21 protein-coding genes are annotated in these 19,406 nt (G+C 73.9%); 14 read left to right on the top strand and 7 right to left on the bottom strand.

Going from position 1 to position 19,406, the window contains the following annotated elements:
- Positions 1-31: 31 nt before the first annotated feature.
- A complete protein-coding gene (locus V2J85_RS20610) occupies positions 32-637 on the top strand; it encodes a response regulator transcription factor (RefSeq protein ID WP_261955859.1) in 606 nt (201 codons plus the stop codon).
- 80 nt (positions 638-717) lie between these two features.
- Positions 718-1,851, top strand: coding sequence for a PP2C family protein-serine/threonine phosphatase (locus V2J85_RS20615; RefSeq protein ID WP_330822407.1), 1,134 nt, complete (start codon positions 718-720; stop codon positions 1,849-1,851).
- Here the strand turns inward: V2J85_RS20615 and V2J85_RS20620 are convergent.
- Together V2J85_RS20620 and V2J85_RS20625 are read right to left on the bottom strand one after the other, a co-directional pair.
- Positions 1,818-2,687, bottom strand: coding sequence for a transglutaminase-like domain-containing protein (locus tag V2J85_RS20620; RefSeq protein ID WP_330822408.1), 870 nt, complete (start codon positions 2,685-2,687; stop codon positions 1,818-1,820). The two genes, V2J85_RS20615 and V2J85_RS20620, sit on opposite strands and share 34 nt — an antisense overlap.
- Positions 2,688-2,704: 17 nt before the next feature.
- On the bottom strand, positions 2,705-3,721 hold the full coding sequence (locus V2J85_RS20625; RefSeq protein ID WP_261955856.1) for a GNAT family N-acetyltransferase: 1,017 nt from the start codon (positions 3,719-3,721) through the stop codon (positions 2,705-2,707).
- Positions 3,722-3,861: 140 nt separating this feature from the next.
- Here V2J85_RS20625 and fdxA point away from each other — a divergent pair, with 140 nt between their 5' ends.
- Together fdxA and V2J85_RS20635 are read left to right on the top strand one after the other, a co-directional pair.
- Positions 3,862-4,182 carry a ferredoxin gene (gene fdxA / locus V2J85_RS20630; protein WP_018089397.1) on the top strand — a complete coding sequence of 107 codons (321 nt, stop codon included), beginning with the start codon at positions 3,862-3,864 and terminating at the stop codon, positions 4,180-4,182.
- Between the two features lie 149 nt (positions 4,183-4,331).
- Positions 4,332-5,429, top strand: coding sequence for a bifunctional succinyldiaminopimelate transaminase/glutamate-prephenate aminotransferase (locus V2J85_RS20635; protein WP_261955855.1), 1,098 nt, complete (start codon positions 4,332-4,334; stop codon positions 5,427-5,429).
- A 79-nt stretch (positions 5,430-5,508) separates the two neighbouring features.
- Here the strand turns inward: V2J85_RS20635 and V2J85_RS20640 are convergent, their stop codons facing one another.
- The gene (locus V2J85_RS20640) at positions 5,509-6,048 is read right to left on the bottom strand and encodes an ATP-binding protein (protein WP_261955854.1); all 540 of its coding nucleotides are present in this window, start codon (positions 6,046-6,048) and stop codon (positions 5,509-5,511) included.
- Between the two features lie 318 nt (positions 6,049-6,366).
- Positions 6,367-7,302, bottom strand: coding sequence for a VldE C-terminal domain-containing protein (locus tag V2J85_RS20645; protein ID WP_261955853.1), 936 nt, complete (start codon positions 7,300-7,302; stop codon positions 6,367-6,369).
- 40 nt (positions 7,303-7,342) lie between these two features.
- On the opposite strand from V2J85_RS20645, the gene dapE reads away from it, so the two are divergent.
- Entirely contained in the window at positions 7,343-8,434 is a 1,092-nt protein-coding gene (gene dapE / locus V2J85_RS20650; RefSeq protein ID WP_330822409.1) for a succinyl-diaminopimelate desuccinylase, read from the top strand.
- Between the two features lie 124 nt (positions 8,435-8,558).
- Positions 8,559-9,314, top strand: coding sequence for an LOG family protein (locus tag V2J85_RS20655; RefSeq protein ID WP_261955851.1), 756 nt, complete (start codon positions 8,559-8,561; stop codon positions 9,312-9,314).
- Positions 9,315-9,367: 53 nt separating this feature from the next.
- On the opposite strand, the gene folP is transcribed toward V2J85_RS20655, so the two are convergent.
- Positions 9,368-10,228, bottom strand: coding sequence for a dihydropteroate synthase (folP, locus tag V2J85_RS20660; protein WP_261955850.1), 861 nt, complete (start codon positions 10,226-10,228; stop codon positions 9,368-9,370).
- A gap of 91 nt (positions 10,229-10,319) precedes the next feature.
- Between folP and V2J85_RS20665 the strand changes: the two genes are divergently transcribed.
- Positions 10,320-10,763 (top strand): DivIVA domain-containing protein, encoded by a 444-nt coding sequence (locus tag V2J85_RS20665; protein ID WP_261955849.1) that lies wholly within the window; start codon positions 10,320-10,322, stop codon positions 10,761-10,763.
- Positions 10,760-11,365 (top strand): DNA-3-methyladenine glycosylase I, encoded by a 606-nt coding sequence (locus V2J85_RS20670; protein WP_315975454.1) that lies wholly within the window; start codon positions 10,760-10,762, stop codon positions 11,363-11,365. The genes V2J85_RS20665 and V2J85_RS20670 overlap by 4 nt, the downstream gene beginning before the upstream one ends.
- A gap of 58 nt (positions 11,366-11,423) precedes the next feature.
- Here the strand turns inward: V2J85_RS20670 and chcB are convergent, their stop codons facing one another.
- Positions 11,424-12,224 carry a 2-cyclohexenylcarbonyl CoA isomerase gene (gene chcB / locus V2J85_RS20675; protein WP_261955848.1) on the bottom strand — a complete coding sequence of 267 codons (801 nt, stop codon included), beginning with the start codon at positions 12,222-12,224 and terminating at the stop codon, positions 11,424-11,426.
- Positions 12,225-12,550: 326 nt separating this feature from the next.
- Between chcB and V2J85_RS20680 the strand changes: the two genes are divergently transcribed.
- A complete protein-coding gene (locus V2J85_RS20680; protein WP_003985072.1) occupies positions 12,551-12,718 on the top strand; it encodes a DUF3117 domain-containing protein in 168 nt (55 codons plus the stop codon).
- 218 nt (positions 12,719-12,936) lie between these two features.
- Here V2J85_RS20680 and V2J85_RS20685 read toward each other — a convergent pair whose 3' ends face one another.
- A complete protein-coding gene (locus V2J85_RS20685; protein ID WP_261955847.1) occupies positions 12,937-13,620 on the bottom strand; it encodes an O-methyltransferase in 684 nt (227 codons plus the stop codon).
- Between the two features lie 175 nt (positions 13,621-13,795).
- Between V2J85_RS20685 and sigE the strand changes: the two genes are divergently transcribed.
- The 5 genes from sigE (at position 13,796) to V2J85_RS20710 (ending at position 19,254) form a co-directional block, all read left to right on the top strand.
- On the top strand, positions 13,796-14,563 hold the full coding sequence (gene sigE / locus V2J85_RS20690; RefSeq protein WP_261955846.1) for an RNA polymerase sigma factor SigE: 768 nt from the start codon (positions 13,796-13,798) through the stop codon (positions 14,561-14,563).
- A complete protein-coding gene (locus tag V2J85_RS20695) occupies positions 14,560-15,501 on the top strand; it encodes a zf-HC2 domain-containing protein (protein WP_330822410.1) in 942 nt (313 codons plus the stop codon). The genes sigE and V2J85_RS20695 overlap by 4 nt, the downstream gene beginning before the upstream one ends.
- Before the next feature lie 250 nt (positions 15,502-15,751).
- Entirely contained in the window at positions 15,752-17,890 is a 2,139-nt protein-coding gene (locus tag V2J85_RS20700; RefSeq protein WP_330822411.1) for a S1C family serine protease, read from the top strand.
- A gap of 116 nt (positions 17,891-18,006) precedes the next feature.
- On the top strand, positions 18,007-18,489 hold the full coding sequence (locus tag V2J85_RS20705; protein WP_330822412.1) for a sec-independent translocase: 483 nt from the start codon (positions 18,007-18,009) through the stop codon (positions 18,487-18,489).
- Between the two features lie 120 nt (positions 18,490-18,609).
- On the top strand, positions 18,610-19,254 hold the full coding sequence (locus V2J85_RS20710; protein WP_261955842.1) for a hypothetical protein: 645 nt from the start codon (positions 18,610-18,612) through the stop codon (positions 19,252-19,254).
- Positions 19,255-19,406 lie beyond the last annotated feature (152 nt).

A 19,406-nucleotide genomic window follows, 5' to 3' on the forward strand; every position in this document is an offset into this window, starting at 1 on the left:
AGGCCCCCGCCCACCCTCTAAGCTGACCGGCATGATCAGGGTGTTGCTGGCCGAGGACCAGTCGATGGTCCGGGAGGCGCTGGCCGCGCTGCTGTCGCTGGAGGCGGACCTGGAGGTCGTCGCACAGGCGGCGCGCGGCGACGAGGTGCTGGCCACCGCCCGGGCGCACGACGTGGACGTCGCCCTGCTGGACATCGAGATGCCGGGCCTCACCGGCCTGGACGCGGCGGCCGTGCTGCGCCGCGAACTGCCCGGCGTGAAGATCGTCATCCTCACCACCTTCGGCCGCCCCGGCTATCTGCGCCGCGCCATGGAGGCCGGCGCGGACGCCTTCCTGGTCAAGGACGCCCCGGCGGCCCGGCTCGCGGACGCGGTGCGCCGGGTGCTGCGCGGCGAGCGGGTCATCGACCCGGCGCTGGCGGCGGCCGCGCTGGCCGACGGCGCCAGCCCGCTCACCGAGCGCGAACGGGAGGTGCTGCGGACCGCCGCGGACGGCGCCACCAACGCCGAGATCGCCGCCGCCCTCCACCTGTCCCAGGGCACGGTCCGCAACTACCTCTCCACCGCCATCCAGAAGACCGGCGCCCGCAACCGCGCCGAGGCGGTCCGCACGGCCCGCGACAAGGGCTGGCTGTAAGCACCCGCGGGCCGGCGGCCTGCCCCGGGGACCTTCGCCCCTGTGCGCCGTCGGGCCCCGTCCCGCAGGCTTGAAGTGTTATGCCCCTCAACCGCGCCCCGGAAGGCGGCCGCGGCACCACCGTGGTGCTGATCCTCGTGATCGTCGGCGTCACGGTCCTGGACGCGGTCGACATCGGCCCCGAACTGCACCAGTCCGCCTTCCTGGGCATCGCCCCGCTGTACGCCGCGCTGCGCTGCTCCCTCCGGCGGACCGTGCTGGTCGCGGCCGTCTACCTGGTGTGCCTGACGTACGTCGACACCTTCACCGTCGCCGACTGGGCCCCGGTCAGCCGGATCACCGCCGTCTTCGGGGCCTGCCTGGCCGCGGCCTTCTCCGTGATGCTGTGCCGCGTCCGCCTCCAGCGGGAGGCACTGCACGCCCGGACCAGCCTGGTGGCCGACACCGTGCAGCGGGCCATGCTGCGCGAGCTGCCGCTGCGCGCCGGCCCGGTCGAGGCGTACGGCTTCTACGTCTCCGCCCAGGAGGGCGCCCGGGTCGGTGGCGACATCTACGAGGCCGTCGACACCCCGCACGGGCTGCGGCTGATGATCGGCGACGTACAGGGCAAGGGCATGCCGGCGATCGGCGCCGGGCTGGAGGTGCTGGCGGCGTTCCGGGAGGCGGCGCACTACCACGACGCCCTGGAGACGGTGGCCGACCGGATGGAGCAGGCGCTGGCCCGCTACAACGCGCGCTCGGCCGAGCAGGGCACCGACGAGCGGTTCGTCACCGCGCTGCTGATGGAGGTGCGGGACGGCGGGACCGGGCCGCCGCGCGGCCGGGTGCTGTCCTGCGGCCACATCCCGTACTACCTGATCCGCGACGGCGCGGTGTACGAGCGCCAGGACGGCGAGGGCGGGCTGCCGCTGGGCCTGGGCACGCTCGGCGGCGAACCGCGGCGCGGCGCACCGGTCCGCCCGGAGCCCGGAGACCGGATCCTGCTGTGCACGGACGGCGTGACCGAGGCGCGCGGCCCGGACGGCACCTTCTACCCCCTGGGCGAGCGGCTGGCCGGCTGGAGTCGGCTGGAACCGCCCGAGCTGGCCCGCACCCTCCGGGCCGACCTGGAGGGCTTCACCGGCGGCGACCTCAAGGACGACGCCACCGTCCTGGTCGTCGGCCGCCGGGCCGAGGCGGCTCAGTTGAGCATCGCGCGGGCCGCCGCGGCCTGACGGCGGATCGTCTCCGCACCGGCCGGGTCGACCGCCGCCACCACCTCGGCGTACTCCGTCAGCTCCGCCGCCCCTTCGAGGAACTCCCCGCGCCGGACCAGGAGTTGGGCCCGCTCATGGCGCAGCCGCGCGGGATGGCTGGGCAGCAGCAGCGACAGGTCCAGCGCCCACAGCTGCACCGCGCTGTGCTCGGGCCGGGCCTCGGCCCAGGCCCGGATGTTGTTGAGCACCCGCAGCACGATCTCCCGCGGATCGGCCGGGGCCGTCATCGGCCGGGTCAGCTGCCCGCCGGTCGCCCCCGCGACCAGCAGCGCCGCGTCCTCGTCGGTGAGCGGCCGCCCGCCGGCGAACGGGTCGGCGAGCACATGCGCCCCGGCCGGATCGCCGAAGCCGACGACGAAATGGCCCGGCAGCGCCACCCCGTACACCGGTGCGCCGGCCCGCCGGGCGACCTCCATCCACACGATCGACAGCAGGATCGGCAGACCGCGGCGGCGCCGCAGCACCTCGTGCAGCAACGAGGACTCCAGCCGCCGGTAGTCGGCGGGCGAGCCGCCGAAGCCGCAGCGGGTGCCGAGCAGCTCGGCCAGATTGCGGGCCCACGCCCCCGGGCCGCCCGCCGGGTGGTACGGCAGCAGCCCGGCCAGCCGGTCCAGCTCGATCTGGGCCGCGTCCATGCCCGCCTCGTCCAGCCCCGGATCGGCCTCGGCCGCCACCAGCAGGCAGAGCAGGGACAGATCGGGCCGCTCCTCGCGCGCGGCCGCGGCGAACCGGCGCCGCCGCGCGGCCCGCGCGTCCGACTCCGGCCCGGGTTCCTCAGGCGTACGGGATGCCATACCTGACCGATACCCGTTCAGCGCCCGCCGGGCAGGGCCCGCCGGTAGTGATAGCCGTGGTGGTCGGTGAAGCCGAGCCGCTCGTAGAGCGCCAGCGCGCCCGCGTTGTCCGCCTCGACCTGGAGGTACGCCGCGGAGGCGCCCTCGTCCAGCGCCCGTTCGGCGAGCGCCGCCATGACCAGCGAGGCCAGTCCCCGCCGCCGCTGGGCCGCGGCCACCTCCACCGCCGCGAAGCCCGCCCAACGACCGTCCACGACCAGCCGCCCGATGGCCGCCGCCCCGCCGTCCTCGCCCCGTACCGTCGCGAACCACACCGACGGGCCGCCGGTCAGCACCTTCAGCGCCGCGGGGCCCGGGCCGCCGGCGTCGCCGGTCCGGTTGTAGAGGGCCAGCCAGGACTCGTCCGGCTCCCGGGACAGCGTGACGCGGGAGAGGTCCGCGTCGGTGTCGGCCAGCGGGGCCAGCGCCGAGATCAGGACCCGGGTGTGCGCCTCGCCCTCCCAGCCGCGCCGCTCCAGCTCGGCGGCGAGCGCCTCGTCGGCGTCCGCGCGCCCGGTGGCGACCACGATCACCGGCGGCAGCCCGCGCGCCGCGTACCACTGCGCGATCCGCTCCAGCGCGGTGTCCAGCGGCACACCGGGATCGCCGACCGGCAGCACCGAATTGCCCCGCCGGGAAAATCCCCCGCTCGCCCGCAGCGTCCACTCCCCGAGACGCTCGGTCTCCGTGGCGGGCCAGCCGCGCGCCGCGACCTCCTGGAGCTCGCGCGCGCCGGCGGAGGGGACCTTCCTGCGGGGCCGGGCCGCGGGCACGACCTTGGCGGCGACCAGTGAGGACTCCTCGATCCGTACGCACTCACCGGAGCGGCGTGTGATGCTCAGCACACCCTCGTCCCACGATGTGAGCACCCCGACCGCGTCCGTGAACGCCGCTCCCCCCTCCCGGTCCCCGGTGAGGCGCCGGACGGATACCCTTTTGCCCACGTCAGCACGGGTGATGCGGACCTCCGCGCGACCGCCGGCCAGGAATTCCATCGCTCAAACCGCCCCTCTTGTTCGTCTCGTGCCCGGGAACGGAGATACTAGGTGGCGGGCATCGACGACGCCGCGCTCCCGCGCGCCCTGCGGCGGTACCGCCAATCGGTCCGCCGGCCCTAACGAGGAGGAACGACAGCGTGACCTACGTCATCGCGCAGCCTTGTGTCGACGTCAAGGACAAGGCGTGCATCGAGGAGTGCCCGGTCGACTGCATCTACGAGGGCTCCCGGTCCTTGTACATCCACCCGGACGAATGCGTCGACTGTGGCGCCTGTGAGCCGGTCTGCCCGGTTGAGGCCATCTTCTACGAGGACGACACCCCGGAGGAGTGGAAGGACTACTACAAGGCGAACGTCGAGTTCTTCGACGAGCTGGGCTCGCCCGGTGGCGCCAGCAAGCTCGGCCTGATCGAGCGCGACCACCCCTTCATCGCAGCGCTGCCGCCGCAGAACCAGTAACCGCCCGGGCGGAGGGAGCCGGCCGGCTCCCCCTCCCCGGCGTCATCAGCGGCCGCACGGCGCCGCCCCGGTCCCGTACGGCCCGATCGCCTTGATCGCCGCCGTACGGGACCGAGGCGTTTGCCGCACCGAGGAAAGTGAGCCACCCCGTGTCCGCAGTCTCCGCACGCCTTCCGGTCTTTCCCTGGGACAAGCTGGAGCCGTACAAGAAGACGGCCGCAGCCCACCCCGACGGGATCGTCGACCTCTCCGTCGGCACCCCGGTCGACCCGGTCCCCGAGCTGGTCCAGAAGGCGCTGATCGACGCGGCGGACTCCCCGGGCTATCCGACGGTCTGGGGCACCCCCGCCCTGCGCGACGCGATCACCGGCTGGCTGGAGCGCCGGCTGGGCGCCCGCGGGGTCACCCACCACCACGTCCTGCCGATCGTCGGCTCCAAGGAGCTGGTGGCCTGGCTGCCGACGCAGCTGGGCCTCGGCCCCGGTGACAAGGTCGCCTACCCGCGCCTGGCCTACCCGACCTACGAGGTCGGCGCCCGCCTGGCCCGCGCCGACCACGAGGTCTACGACGACCCGCGCGACCTGGACCCGGCGCACCTGAAGCTGCTCTGGCTGAACTCGCCGTCCAACCCGACCGGCAGGGTCCTGTCCAAGGACGAGCTGACCGGCATCGTCGCCTGGGCCCGCGAGCACGGCGTGCTCCTCGTCTCCGACGAGTGCTACCTCGAACTGGGCTGGGAGGCCGACCCGGTCTCGGTCCTGCACCCGGACGTCAACGGCGGCTCGTACGAGGGCCTGGTCGCGGTCCACTCGCTCTCCAAGCGCTCCAACCTGGCGGGCTACCGCGCGGCCTTCCTGGCCGGCGACCCGGCCGTCCTCGGCCCGCTGCTGGAGATCCGCAAGCACGGCGGCATGATGACCTCGGCGCCCACCCAGGCCGCGGTGGTGGCGGCGCTCGGCGACGACACGCACGTCCGGGAGCAGCGCGAGCGCTACGCCGCCCGCCGCACGGCGCTGCGCGAGGCGCTCCTGAACCACGGCTTCCGCATCGAGCACAGCGAGGCGTCGCTCTACCTGTGGGCGACCCGCGACGAACCCTGCTGGGAGACCGTCGGCGCCCTCGCCGAACGCGGCATCCTGGTCGCCCCCGGCGAGTTCTACGGCGCCGCGGGCGAGCGGTTCGTCCGGATCGCCTTCACGGCCACCGACGAGCGGGTGGCCGCCGCGGTGCGCCGCCTGGCGGGATGAAGCCGCGCCGGCTGAACGCACACGCGCAGGGGCCCGGGGAGGGTGTCTCCCCGGGCCCCTGCGCGTCGTTCGCCCGTCGTTACGCCTGGCCACCGAGCGGCAGCCCGCCGAGCAGCCTGCCCGGAGCCTGCCCGCCGACCAGCCCGGTGGCCTTCCCGGCCAGCGCGTCGGGCGCGCCGAGCAGCCCGGCGGCCTTCCCGGCCAGCGCGTCCGGCGCCCCGAGCAGGCCGCTGGCCGCCTTGACCGGCAGCGAGTCGGTCGAGACCCCTTCCTTGGCGACCGGGCGGACCACCTTCTCGGCCTTGTCCGCCGCGCCCTGGGTGAGCGGCATGGCCTTCTTGACGACCGGGCCGGCGGTCTCGACCAGCGCCGGGGCGAGCTTCGTCGCCGCCTTGTTGCCGGCCTCGTTCAGCACGCCGACGCCGTGGTGCGCGGCGCGGTCGAGGGTGTCGCCCGTCTTGTGGGAGTCCAGGGGCGCCGTGAGTCCGCCGACCAGGTCGGGTGCCTTGACAGGCAGGTTCGCTGCGCTCGCGGTACCGGCCGCAGCGACCACGGGAGCGGCGCCTGCTGCGACGAGCAGGGCGGCTCGGGCGATCCGACGCGTAACGGGGAGGGACATGGTGCTCCTTTTACGGAGAAGGACTCGGACTTCTGACAGATGTGCTGTGCCATGTCCGCCGGGCGGACGCACTGACTACCGCGTCAGACCCCCGAAGGTTGCGGTGAACTCCGGTAAAGAGTTGGTAACGCATCGCATAATCGGGCGTGCCGAAAGAAGGGCGATATGGACACGCGCCCGCGGGTGCGGAAACGTCACGGCCCTTGGCCCGCAAGGGAATTGACGGAAAAGGTATTCCCTCGGGCGTCAACTCGCGCCATTTTCAAGGGAATTGCCGCGGTCCGCGGCTCGGGGAACCCTTACGGGCGATACCGCAAACTATTGCGCGGTGATGATACGAACGTCGCGCCCGTCCGCCGCGGAACCACCCGGCCGGTTCTGCCAGCCCTTCCCCGCATCGTCCGCCGTCCACGTCCGGCCGGCGTAAGAGATCTGTTCGATGCGCAGCTCCGCGGAGTGCGCCATCGCCCAGGTCGCCAGCTCCCAGCCGCGCCGGGCGCCCTCGGACCCCGGGGCCGCGGCCTGCCCGCCCTGCCCCACCGGTACCGTCACCCCGCGGTTGCCGCCCGCGCCGCGGCCCCCGGCGGCGTCCGTCCGCGGCAGCACCCCGGCCCCGAACTCCCGCACCAGTTTCTCCCGCACCGCCGCGGCGCCGCCCGCCCGGCTGTCCTCCGGCCGGCTCTCGGTGCAGGTCATCGCGCCCGGGTCGCGTCCGGTCAGCGCGCCGGTCAGCCGCGCGGCGTTCGCCTCGTGCTTCGCGTACGCCTGCGGATAGCCACTGCGCTGCACCCTCTGCGCGGCGACGGTCAGCGGCAGCCGGGAGTAGCCGGGCACCTTCGCCAGATGGCGGTAGAACTCCCCGGCCGAATAGACCGGATCCATGATCTGCCGCACCGTGCCCCAGTCCTGGGACGGCCGCTGCTGGAAGAGCCCGACCGAGTCCCGGTCGCCGAATTCGATGTTGTGCAGCCCGGACTCCTGCATCGCGGTCGCCAGCGCGATGGTCACCGCACGCTCCGGCAGGCCCCGGGAGGACGCCACCGCCGAGATCGTCGCGGCGTTCGCGGCCTGCTCCGGCGACAGCTCGTACGCCTCCTCGTCCCCCTCGGCGCGCACCGTGCAGTGCGGCGCCCCGGGGCCGCCGGTGATGTACTGCACCAGGAGGTAGCCGGCCAGTCCGAGGAGTACGGCGAAGGCTGCGGCGAAACGCCACAGGCGCGTGCGGCGGACGGCAAAGGCGGGGCGGGCGGACACGAGCCCACCGTACTGGAGTGCTGCCGATAGGGTCGGAACCATGGAGCGCACCACACACCCCCCGGTCCTCGACCTGTCGCTCGACGCCGCCGCGCTCACCGCGCAGCTGGTCGACATCCCCTCCGAGAGCGGCAACGAGAAGGACCTCGCCGACGCGGTCGAGAACGCCCTGCGCGCCCTGCCGCACCTGACCGTCGACCGGTACGGCAACAACGTCGTGGCCCGTACGCAGCTGGGCCGCGACGAGCGGGTGGTGCTCGCCGGACACCTCGACACCGTGCCGATCGCGGACAACGTCCCGTCGCGGCTCGACGAGGACGGCGTGCTGTGGGGCTGCGGCACCTGCGACATGAAGTCCGGGGTCGCCGTCCAGCTGCGGATGGCCGCCACGGTCCCCGCCCCCAACCGGGACCTCACGTTCGTCTTCTACGACAACGAAGAGGTCGCCGCGCACCTCAACGGCCTCGGCCATGTCGCCGACGCCCACCCCGAGTGGCTCGCCGGTGACTTCGCCGTCCTCCTGGAGCCCTCCGACGCCCAGGTGGAGGGCGGCTGCCAGGGCACCCTCCGGGTCCTGCTGCGCACCACCGGGGAGCGCGCGCACTCCGCCCGCAGCTGGATGGGCGCCAACGCGATCCACGCCGCCGCCCCGATCCTGGCCCGGCTCGCCGCCTACGAGCCGCGCCGGCCGGTGATCGACGGCCTCGAATACCGCGAGGGCCTCAACGCCGTCCGCGTCGAGGGCGGGGTCGCCGGCAACGTCGTCCCCGACGCCTGCACGGTCACGGTCAACTTCCGCTACGCCCCCGACCGGACCCCGGAGGAGGCGATCGCCCACGTGCGGGAGGTCTTCGCGGACTGCCCGGTCGACGAGTTCGTCGTCGACGACCACTCCCCGGGCGCGCTGCCCGGGCTGTCGCACCCCGCGGCGAAGGCGTTCATGGCGGCGGTCGGCGGCACCGCGATGCCCAAGTTCGGCTGGACCGACGTCTCCCGGTTCAGCGCCCTGGGCGTCCCGGCCGTCAACTACGGCCCGGGCTACTCGCTGCTCGCGCACAAGAAGGACGAACGGGTCGAGACCGAGCGCATCCTGCACTGCGAGGAGCGGCTGCGCGCCTGGCTCACCGCCTGAAGGGCCGTGCCGCACCGCTCGGGACCGGTGGCCGACCCCCGGCGGACCAGCGAAATTCCCCTGCGCTTCAGGCCGTCGGATCTACGCTGAAACGGCAAACGATCGTCAGCGGAGGGAGCATGTCATGGCCAGTCCCGAGGGAGCACCGGCCCCCGGTGAGCAGCGGCTGGGTCGCGTTCTGCGCCGCCACGACCAGGTGCAGGCCGGCACCACCGACCAGCGGCTGCTGGACTCCGCAGGCCCCTCCGAGTGGGTGCACACCGACCCCTGGCGCGTGATGCGCATCCAGTCGGAGTTCGTCGAGGGCTTCGGCGCGCTGGCCGAGCTGGGCCCGGCTGTCAGCGTCTTCGGCTCGGCCCGTACGCCGCGCGACTCCAAGGAGTACGAGATCGGTGTGCGGATCGGGCGGGCCCTGGTGGAGGCGGGCTTCGCGGTGATCACCGGCGGTGGCCCGGGTGCCATGGAGGCCGCCAACAAGGGCGCCCACGAGGCCGGTGGCACCTCCGTCGGACTGGGCATCGAGCTGCCCTTCGAGCAGGGCATGAACCAGTACGTGAACCTCGGCGTCGACTTCCGGTACTTCTTCGTCCGCAAGACGTGTTTTGTGAAGTACGCCCGGGGATTCGTGGTTCTGCCCGGCGGGCTCGGCACCCTCGACGAGCTCTTCGAGGCGCTCACCCTCGTCCAGACCCGCAAGGTCACCCGCTTCCCGATCGTGCTGTTCGGCACCGCCTACTGGGCCGGGCTGGTCGACTGGCTGCGCGACACCCTGATCGCCCAGGGCAAGGCGTCGATGCACGACCTGGAGCTGTTCCACCTCAGCGACGACGTGGACGAGGCGATCGCGCTGGTGACCAAGGAGGTCGGCATCCAGCCCTGAGCGGGCCGGATGCCGGGGTGTCTCCCCGATCCGGCCTGATCGGGGAGGCGCCCCTAGGCCAGGCCCCGGCGGGCGACCGCCGGGGGCCGGTGGCCGGCGATCGAGGAGACCATGTCGAGGATCTGGCGTGTCTCGGCGACCTCGTGGACCCGGTAGACCTGGGCGCCCAGCCAGGCCGACACCGCCGTGGTCGCGAGGGTGCCCAGCAGCCGCTCCTTGACCGGCCGGTCGAGCGTCTCGCCGACGAAGTCCTTGTTGGACAGCGAGACCAGCACCGGCCAGCCCGTGGCGGTCATCTCGTCCAGCCGGCGGGTCGCCTCCAGGCTGTGCCGGGTGTTCTTCCCGAAGTCGTGCCCCGGGTCGATCAGGATCGCGTCCCGCCGCACGCCCAACTCCGCGGCCCGCTCCGCCAGTCCGAGCGTGACCTGCAGGATGTCGGCCATCACGTCGTCGTAGGTGACCCGGTGCGGGCGGGTGCGCGGCTCGATCCCGCCGGCGTGGGTGCACACCAGGCCGACGCCGTACCGCGCCGCCACCTCGGCGAGCAGCGGATCGACCCCGCCCCAGGCGTCGTTGAGCAGGTCCGCGCCGGCCTCGCAGACCGCCTCGCCGACCTCGTGCCGCCAGGTGTCGACGCTGATCACCACATCGGGGAACCGCTTGCGCACCTCGGCCACGAAACCGACCGTGCGGCGGGCCTCCTCCTCGGCGTCGACCTCCTCGCCGGGCCCCGCCTTGACGCCGCCGATGTCGATGATCGCGGCGCCCTCGGCCACCGCCTGTTCCACCCGCGCCAGCGCGGGCTCGTCACGGAAAGTGGCGCCCTGGTCGTAGAACGAGTCCGGAGTCCGGTTGACGATCGCCATGATCACCCGCTCGTCCGGTCCGAACTCGCGATTACCCAGCCGCAGCATTCCCTGACTTCCTCTCCATGGTCCGGGAGCGACCCTAACTGTCACACCCGCATGGCACGATCGGAGCAGGCACAAGTCCGGGGAGTTGGTCGTGTTCTGGTTCTTGCTGATCGCGATGGTCGTGGTGGTCGCCGCGGTCACGCTCGTGGTCGTCGGCGGTGACGGCGGCGGCCTGCGGGACGCCGAGCCGGACCGGCTGTCCGACCCGCTGCCCGTCGACCGCCCGCTGGGCCGTGCCGACGTGGACGCCGTCCGGCTGCCGGTGGGCGTGCGCGGCTACCGCATGGACGACGTCGACGGCGTTCTGGACCGGCTGGGTGCCGAGCTGGCCGAGCGGGACTCCCGGATCGCCGAGCTGGAGGCCGCGCTGGCCGGGGCGCACGCCGCGGCGATGGGCGGCCCGGGGCTCATACAGGACGGCCCGGCCGCGCCCGGACCGGTGCCGGAGACGCGGCCGGGGGCCGGCGGCGGCCGTTCCGGGGACGCGGACGGGACCGGGGCGCCCGGCGGCCCGGAAGAGGGGGAGGACCGATGAGCGGTGTGGTGACGGAGCCGGACGGGATCCCGCGCTGTCCGTGGGGCATGGAGTCCGCGCAGATGGCGGACTACCGCGCCTACCACGACACGGAATGGGGCCTGCCGGTCCACGGCGACGACGCGCTCTTCGAGCGGATGAGCCTGGAGGCGTTCCAGTCCGGCCTCTCGTGGATCACGATCCTGCGGCGCCGCCCCGGGTTCCGCGCCGCGTTCGCCGGGTTCGAGATCGCGGCGGTGGCGCGGTTCACCGAGGCGGACGCCGAGCGGCTGCTCGCCGACCCCGGCATCATCCGCAACCGCGCCAAGATCGCCGCGACGATCAACAACGCCAAGGTCGCCGCCGCGCTGGCCCCCGGCGAGCTCGACGAGCTGATCTGGTCCTACGCCCCCGATCGGGCCGGCCGCCCGGTGCCGCGCACGGTGGGCGATGTCCAGCCGGTGACCCCGGAGTCCACGGCGCTCGCCAAGGACCTCAAGAAGCGCGGCTTCCGCTTCGTCGGCCCGACCACGGCCTACGCGATGATGCAGGCCTGCGGGCTGGTCAACGACCATCTGGCGGAGTGCCACGTCCGGGCGGCGGTGGAGGCGGCGGCCGGCTGACGCGGCCCGGCCGGTGGGCGGCCCGTGGGATGGCCCCGTCCGGCCCGGCGGGCCGCGGTCAGCGGCCGAGGAAGACCGGCTTCTCCTTCTTCACGAACGCCTCGACCGCGATGTGGTGGTCCTCCGACGCCCCGGCCCGGCCCTGCAGCTCGTCCTCCTTGCCGAGGGTCTCGGCGAGCGAGTGCCCCGCCCCGTAGGCCAGCGACTCCTTGATCGCGGCGTAGGCGGCGGTCGGCCCCTGGGCCAGCCGGCGGGCGACCGCCGCGGCCTCCTCGGCCAGTTCGGCGGCCGGTACGACCTTGTTGGCGATGCCCAGCTCGTACGCCTCCTGGGCGCTGATCGACCGCGGGAAGAGCAGCAGGTCGGCGGCGCGGCTGTGGCCGATCAGCCGGGGCAGGGTCCAGGACACCCCGGAGTCGGCGGTCAGCGCGACGCCCGCGAAGGAGGTGTTGAAGGAGGCGGTGTCGGCGACGACGCGGTAGTCCGCGGCCAGCGCGAAGCCCGCCCCGGCGCCCGCGGCGACCCCGTTGACCCCGGCGACGACCGGCTTGGCCATCTCGGTCAGCGCGGTCACGATCGGGTTGTAGTGCTCACGCACGGTGTTCATGGTGCCGCCGGAGCCGGTGGCCCGGTCCTCGGCCAGCAGGCCGATGTGCTCCTTGAGGTCCTGCCCGACGCAGAACGCCCGCCCGGTGGCGGTCAGCAGCACCGCCCGGACCGCGGGGTCGGCCGCGGCCTCCTGGAGCGTGTCCCGCAGGAGCACCTTCGCCTCGACGTTCAGCGCGTTCATCGCGTCCGGGCGGTTGAGCGTGATCGTCGCGAGTCCGTCGGTCACGTCGTAGAGCACGGTGTCGGCCATAGTTGGGAATCCCCTCCGTCGCGGCTCGGCACTGCCCGGTGGCGGGCAGTCAGCGCTCAGGATGCCGGAGATCATCGGCGGTGCACATGTGACGTACATCAAAGATCGCGGGCGCGTCGGGAGTCGGCGGGCGGAGAAGTATCGCAGCCCGCTCCCCGAATTGGGTGGGTTTGCGGGTGCGAGTTGCCGAAGGGATGCTGCCCGATGTTGGTCATCGGGTCGTTCGATGCGGGATAATGGCCTGGAAGCAATGTGTTCGATGCCGGTGACACGTGCCTATCCGGGCCGTCGGCTGAGATGAGCTGGTTTCAGGAAGGGGAACGAGCATGGCGGCCATGAAGCCGCGGACGGGTGACGGCCCGCTCGAGGTGACCAAGGAGGGGCGGGGCATCGTCATGCGCGTTCCGCTCGAAGGCGGCGGGCGGCTCGTCGTCGAGCTGACCCCCGACGAAGCCAAGGCCCTCGGAGAGGCCCTGGAGAAGGTCACCGTCTGACAAGGGTGAGACACCGGCGGATGCCCGGGCCCGACTGAGCCCGGTACCCCAGCCGAGACCCCGGCCCCGGCAGGCGGCGCGCAGTGACGGCGCGCCGCGTGCCGGGGCCGTTCGCATGTCCGGGTGCCGGGTGCCGGGTGCCGGGTGCCCGGGTGTCGGGGCGTGCGCGTGCGGCCGGTCAAGGGGCCGGTGGCCCGGGATTCCGTGGGGGCGGGCGCTCAGCCGCGCTTGACCGCGCAGAGCAGGCCGTCGCCGACCGGCAGCAGGGACGGCACCAGCGTGGTGCTCTCCCGCACCGCCCGCAGCAGCTCGCGCAGCCGCAGCACCTCCGCGGGCTGCACCGCCGAGTCCACCGTCCGGCCGTCGGCGAAGACGCCCTCGAAGCACACCAGGCCGCCGGGGCGCAGCAGCCGCAACGATTCAGCGAGGTACTCCAGGCACTCCATCAGGTCGCCGTCGCAGAAGACGAGGTCGTACCCGCCGTCCGCCAGCCGCGGCAGGACGTCCAGGGCGCGGCCCGGGATGAAGCGGGCGCGGTTGCCGGCGAAGCCCGCGGCGCGGAACGCCTGCTTGGCGAAGGTCTGCCGCTCGGGCTCGCAGTCCACGGTGGTCAGCACGCCGTCCGGCCGCATGCCGTGCAGGAGGTAGATGCCCGACACGCCCGTTCCGGTGCCGATCTCGGCGACGGCCTTGGCGTCGACGGTGGCGGCGAGCAGCCGCAGGGCCGCGCCGGTGCCGGTGGTCACCGTGCGGATGCCGGCCTCGCGTGCGCGGTCACGGGACCAGCGCAGGGCGGCCTCGGTGGTGCCGTCGATGGTCCCGGCGCCGTACGCCTCGGCGAATGCCAAGCTCGTCTGCCGGTTGCCGGTAATGGCCCTCTCCTGTCCCCGTAGTTGACGCAACCGTGACTGTATCCGCTGCGTGCGGGAACCCGCAGATGGGACCGGGCGTTAAAGAGGGGGAGGAGGGAGACGGGGGGACGCAGTGGTGAAGACCGCGCGAGACACGAATCAAGGCCAGAAGCAGGACCAAATGCAGGTCAAATCTGCTTATCCGGAGCTAACGGGCGAGGTGGATATGGTAGGGGCCCTACTGGACACCACCAGAGCCACCAGGGGAGGTGCGGCTGCGACGGGTGACCGAGGAGTGCTGAGGCGCTTCAAGAGGTCGTTCGCCGAGCCGAAATCCGTGACAAACACTGCTGACCGTTTCCGCACTGACTCCGCACGCACCGCGACCTTCGCCGCAGACGCGGATGCGGAGGCGTGGACTCCGCCCACCTGGGAGGAGATCGTCAGCACGCACAGCGCCCGGGTCTATCGCCTCGCCTACCGCCTCTCCGGCAATCAGCACGACGCCGAGGACCTCACCCAGGAGGTGTTCGTCCGCGTCTTCCGCTCGCTGTCGACGTACACCCCCGGCACCTTCGAGGGCTGGCTGCACCGCATCACGACCAACCTCTTCCTGGACATGGTCCGCCGTCGGCAGCGTATCCGCTTCGACGCGCTCGGTGACGACGCGGCCGAGAAGCTCCCCAGCAAGGAGCCCGCGCCGCAGGAGCACTTCGACGACACCCACTTCGACGCCGACGTCCAGCAGGCGCTGGACACCCTCGCGCCCGAGTTCCGCGCCGCCGTCGTGCTGTGCGACATCGAGGGGCTGTCCTATGAGGAGATCGCCGCGACCCTCGGGGTCAAGCTCGGCACGGTCCGCAGCCGGATCCACCGCGGCCGCTCGCACCTGCGCAAGGCCCTCAAGCACCGCGCCCCCGCGCTGCGCGCCGAGGAGCGCGAGCAGCGGCGGGCGCTGGCCGTGGTGCCCACGGGGGAGGTCGGGATCGCGTGAGCCTCAGTGGCGGTCCGTCCCCCGCCGAGCAGCATCTCGGCGACCGCCTCGCGGCCCTGGTCGACGGCGAGTTGGGGCATGACGCGCGCGAGCGGGTGCTCGCGCATCTCGCGACATGCGCGAAGTGCAAGGCGGAGGCCGACGCCCAGCGTCGGCTGAAAAGCGTGTTCGCCCAGGCGGCGCCGCCCGGTCCCTCCGAGGGACTGCTGGCCCGGCTCGTGCAGCTGCCCGGCGGTGACCCCGACGGCCCCGGCAGCCGGCTGGGCAACGGCGCTCTCGGACGTACCGAATTCGCCCGCGGCGGCGGCGCGTTCGGCTACGTCCCCACCGACGAGCACTCCCGCCGTGCCATGGCCGCGCTCCCCCCGCAGCCCCGGACGCGCGGCTTCCGTGTCCAGGAGGAGGGGCGGCCCGCGCAGCGCCGCCGGTTCGCCTTCGCGGCGGCCGGTGCGGTCTCGCTCGCGGCGTTCGCGCTCGGCGGTGCCCTGCCGCTGGAGGCCGCCGTCGACGCGACCGGCGGACGGACCGACGGCGGCGGCACGGCCGTCACCCCGCTCACCGGCAGCCCCGCGGCGGACGGTGCCGCCCTGCTGCGCGGCGCGGAGTTCGTCCCCACCGCCCGGTCCCGGCCGGCCACCTGGCCGCCGTCCGGTGCGCCGACCCTGGCCCCGGCGCCCAGCGCGATGAGCCTGGACGGTGCCGGCGCCGCGACCGCCTCCCCGTCGGTGTCGTGGACGCCGGACCAGCCCGCCGGCCACTTCGGCCTGTCGCCGCTGATCGCCGCGACCGGCCCGGCCCCGGCGTACCGCTTCTCGCCGCTGACCGCCGCGGCCGGCAGCGGCCCGGCGCGCAAGAACCCGCCGCCGCTTCCCCCGCTGGAGCCCATGCGTCCGCTGCACGGCTCCGCCGCGAACGGCCCCGCCGCCGACCGCCGCTGACCGCCCGCTGCACGGCCCCGGGCGGAACTGGTTGAATCCCCCTGGGGCGGCGCACCCCTGACCGGGCGCGTGCCGCGAGGTGGTGGTGGCCCGCGGGGTCGCGGGCGAAGTAGGGGAGAGCATGGACGACGGTAAGGCCGCCGGGCCGAAGCTGAAGTGGTGGAGCCGCCCGGGAAATCCCCCGAGCCCGGAGCGATCCGCCGAGTCCGGCCCACCGGCGGCCCCGTCGGGCGCCGGGGAGCCGTCCGGGATGCCCGGAGTGTCCGACAGGTCCGGCGAAACCGCGGCGCGGGAGCCGGAGGACTGGATCGTGCGGCCACCGGAGCGGCCCGCGGCCGCGCAGGCGACGGACGCGGGAGAGACCACCGCGGGCCCGTCGGCCGAACGCCCCGACAGCGCCGCCGAGTTGACCTCGGCTGCGCCGGCGGCGACCGGGCCGGCGGCGACCGGGCCGGCCCAGGCCCGTACCGGCGCCGAGGCCACCGCGCCCACCGGGGCTGCCATGCCTACCGAGCTCACCGCGCCCACCGGGGATGCCGTGCCCGCCGAGGCCACCGAGCTCACCGCGCCCGCCGAGGCCACCGTGCCCGCGCCGCCCGGTGGAGCGCCGTCCGGCGCCGCCACCGTGACGCTCGGTCAGGTCCCCCCGGCCGGGGCGTCCGAGAGCGCCCAGGCGACGGCGGGCGCGGCGCCTCCAGCGTCCGCTCCCGCCCCCGCCATGGCATCCGTCTCCGCCGAGCACCCCAGCGCGCCGCCGCAGCGTCGGCCGCTGCATGCCGAGGACCCGTACGGCACCCCGCCGTACGGCGGGCCGGGGCCCTGGGCGCCCGCGCCGCCCGTGCAGCGACCGGTGACGACCCCCGCGCACGGCACCGTGCTCCCGCCGTCCGCCGGGCCGATGCCCCCGTACGGCGCCCCGGCCGCCCAGCCCGCCCCGGGTGCCGGCTACCCCGGCCCGCGGCAGTCCCCGCCGCCCGTCGCACCGCCGGGAGCCGCACGCGGCGACCAGCCGTACCCCGCCGCACCGGACGGGACCGTGCCCACGCACCCGGGCCCGTCCGCCGGTCCGTCCGCCGGCCCCGCCGCCCGTCCGGCCGCCGATTCCGGCGTGCCGGTGCAGCCGGACGGCGCGCCCGTGCAGCCGGATCCCTCCGCCCTGCCGCCGGGCCCGGCGGCCGCGCACGACCACCCCGGTGCCCCGCAGGGGGCCTGGCAGCAGTACGACCCGTGGCGCGCGCCCCTGCAGGGCGGCCCCCTGCCGCCGCCCGCCGCCCGGCGGACCCCGCGCGGGGTGCTGGTGGCCGGTGCGGTGGCGCTGGCGCTGCTCGCGGGCGGCGTCGGCGGTGGCATCGGCGCGTACGTCGAGCGGTACGGCGGGATCAACGACATCAAGCTGCCGCAGGCCGCCGGGGACTCCGGTGGCCGCAAGCCGGACAGCGTCGCCGGGATCGCCCGGGCCGCGCTGCCCGGCGTCGTCACGATCCACGTCCGCGGCAACGCCGAGCAGGGCACCGGCACCGGCTTCGTCCTCGACCGCGAGGGCCACATCCTCACCAACAACCACGTCGTCGAACCGGCCGGGTCCGGCGGCGAGATATCGGTCACGTTCAGCGGCGGGCAGACCGCCAAGGCCAAGGTCGTCGGCCAGGACGGCGGCTACGACCTCGCGGTGGTGCAGGTCGAGGGCGTCACCGGCCTGCGACCGCTGCCGCTCGGCAACTCGGACTCGGTGCAGGTCGGCGACCCGGTCGTGGCCATCGGCGCACCCTTCGACCTGGCCAACACGGTCACCGCCGGGATCATCAGCGCCAAGCAGCGCCCGATCACCGCGGGCGGCCAGAAGGGCGACGGCAGCGACATCTCGTACGTCGACGCGCTGCAGACCGACGCCCCCATCAACCCCGGCAACTCCGGCGGCCCGCTGGTGGACGCCCGGGCCCGCGTCATCGGCATCAACAGCGCCATCCGCGCGGCCGACAGCAATGGCGGGCCGGACGGCGGCGGCCAGGGCGGCAGCATAGGGCTGGGCTTCGCCATACCGATCAACCAGGCCAAACGGGTGGCCGAGGAGCTGATCAACACCGGCCGGGCGACCCATCCGGTCATCGGAGTCACCCTGGAGATGGAGTACGCCGGCGACGGGGCGCGGGTCAGTGCGCACAGCAAGAACGGCAAGGAGCCGGTCGTCCCGGGCGGGCCCGGGGCCAAGGCGGGCATCCGGCCCGGTGACGTGATCACCCAGGTGGACGGCGCCCCGGTGCACAGCGGTGAGGAGCTGATCGTCAAGATCCGCAGCCACCGGCCTGGCGACACCCTGGCGCTCACCCTCCAAAGGGACGGCAAGGAGCGGTCCGTTCGGCTCAGGCTGGGTTCCTCCACCACGGGCTGATCGTTTGCACGGTGTTGGCACGGTCGACTCCCGTCCGACGTGCGGGGCCAGGTACGGTGAGAGGCGGCCTGGCCCATAGGCCGACGAAGGCCGCGGATGACCCAAGGAGCTGCAAGGTGTTCTTCGACATAGGACCCCTAGAGCTGGTAGCGATCGTGGTCCTGGCGGTGCTCGTCTTCGGTCCGGACAAGCTCCCCAAGGTCATCCAGGACGTGATGGGGGTCATCCGCAAGATCCGGGAGTTCTCCGACAGCGCCAAGCAGGACATCCGCAACGAGCTCGGCCCGGACTTCAAGGACTTCGAGTTCGAGGACCTCAAGCCCAAGAACTTCGTCCGCAAGCACGTCCTGGAGAAGGACGAGTACGGCCTCAAGGACCTCCAGGAGATCCGTAACGGCTTCGATTTCCGCAAGGAGATGGCCGAGGTCACCGACGCCGTGCACAGCCGCGAGAGCGGCGCCGCGGCCGCGCACCCGAACAGCTCAGGGATCTCCCTCTCCAAGGATTCACCGGCCTCCTCCGGCGGTCCGGACCTGCTCAAGAAGCCCGCGAACGCGCAGCCGGACGAGCGTCCGCCGTTCGACGCCGACGCCACCTGACACACTCCGGTATGCCCGGGCTGTATTGACCCCTATGGCTATGCTCCGGGTGTCCGGGGTTTGGTCGCCTGAGGGGGGCGGGCCGCCCACGACGCAGGGCAACAAGGAGGCTCCGCTCAGATGGAGACGACGAGTCGGACAGCGGAACAACAGGCGCCCGCCGCGGTCGGCCGGAAGGTCGACGGCTATCTGCTGGCCGCGTTCCCGTGGTACGGCCTCGACGAGGCGTTCACCGGTCCGCGCTGGCTGATGCAGGTCGGCGCGGCCGCGGACGGCACCGTCGAGCACGGCGCGACCGGGCACGGTGAGGAGCCCACCATCAAGGTGGAGTCCCCGCAGGACGAGCGGTTCGCGGTGGTGGTGACGGTCGCCAGCCGCCCCGTACGACGCAGCGCCGATGGCACCGGCGTCCTGGAGGCCACCTCGGTCTCCACCGCCGCCTGGCTCGCCGGGTCCGGCCTGCTGAACCACACCTGGCCGACCCAGATGGACCGCACGCTGCGCCAGGCCTGGCTGGACCAGCAGACGATGCTGGCGTGGGAACTGGCCGACGACCTCGGGGGCGGGGCCTGGAGCGAGCTGATGCTGCCGGTCGACGGCGTCCCGACATCCTTCGCCTACCGCGAGTCCGAGTACGGCTGGGTCCTGGCCGGCTCGGCGGGCGACGGCCCGGAGCCGGTACACCTGGGCGCCTACGGGCGGGGGATGAGCGCCTATGGCCTGGGATTCTCGGTCGTCGGGGACATCAGCTCGTACGCCGGCTGAGCGGCGCTGACGGCCGGTACGGGCGACGGGGGCGCCGGCCGCACGCCTCGGTCCTCGGCTTTTCGGTCGTCGAGGACATCGGCCCGTACGCCGGCTGAGCGGCGCTGACGGCCGGTACGGGCGACGGGGTCGCCGGCCGCACGCCTCGGGCC

Origin of the sequence: Streptomyces bugieae (genome assembly GCF_036352915.1) — a bacterium.
GTDB lineage: Bacteria > Actinomycetota > Actinomycetes > Streptomycetales > Streptomycetaceae > Streptomyces > Streptomyces endophytica.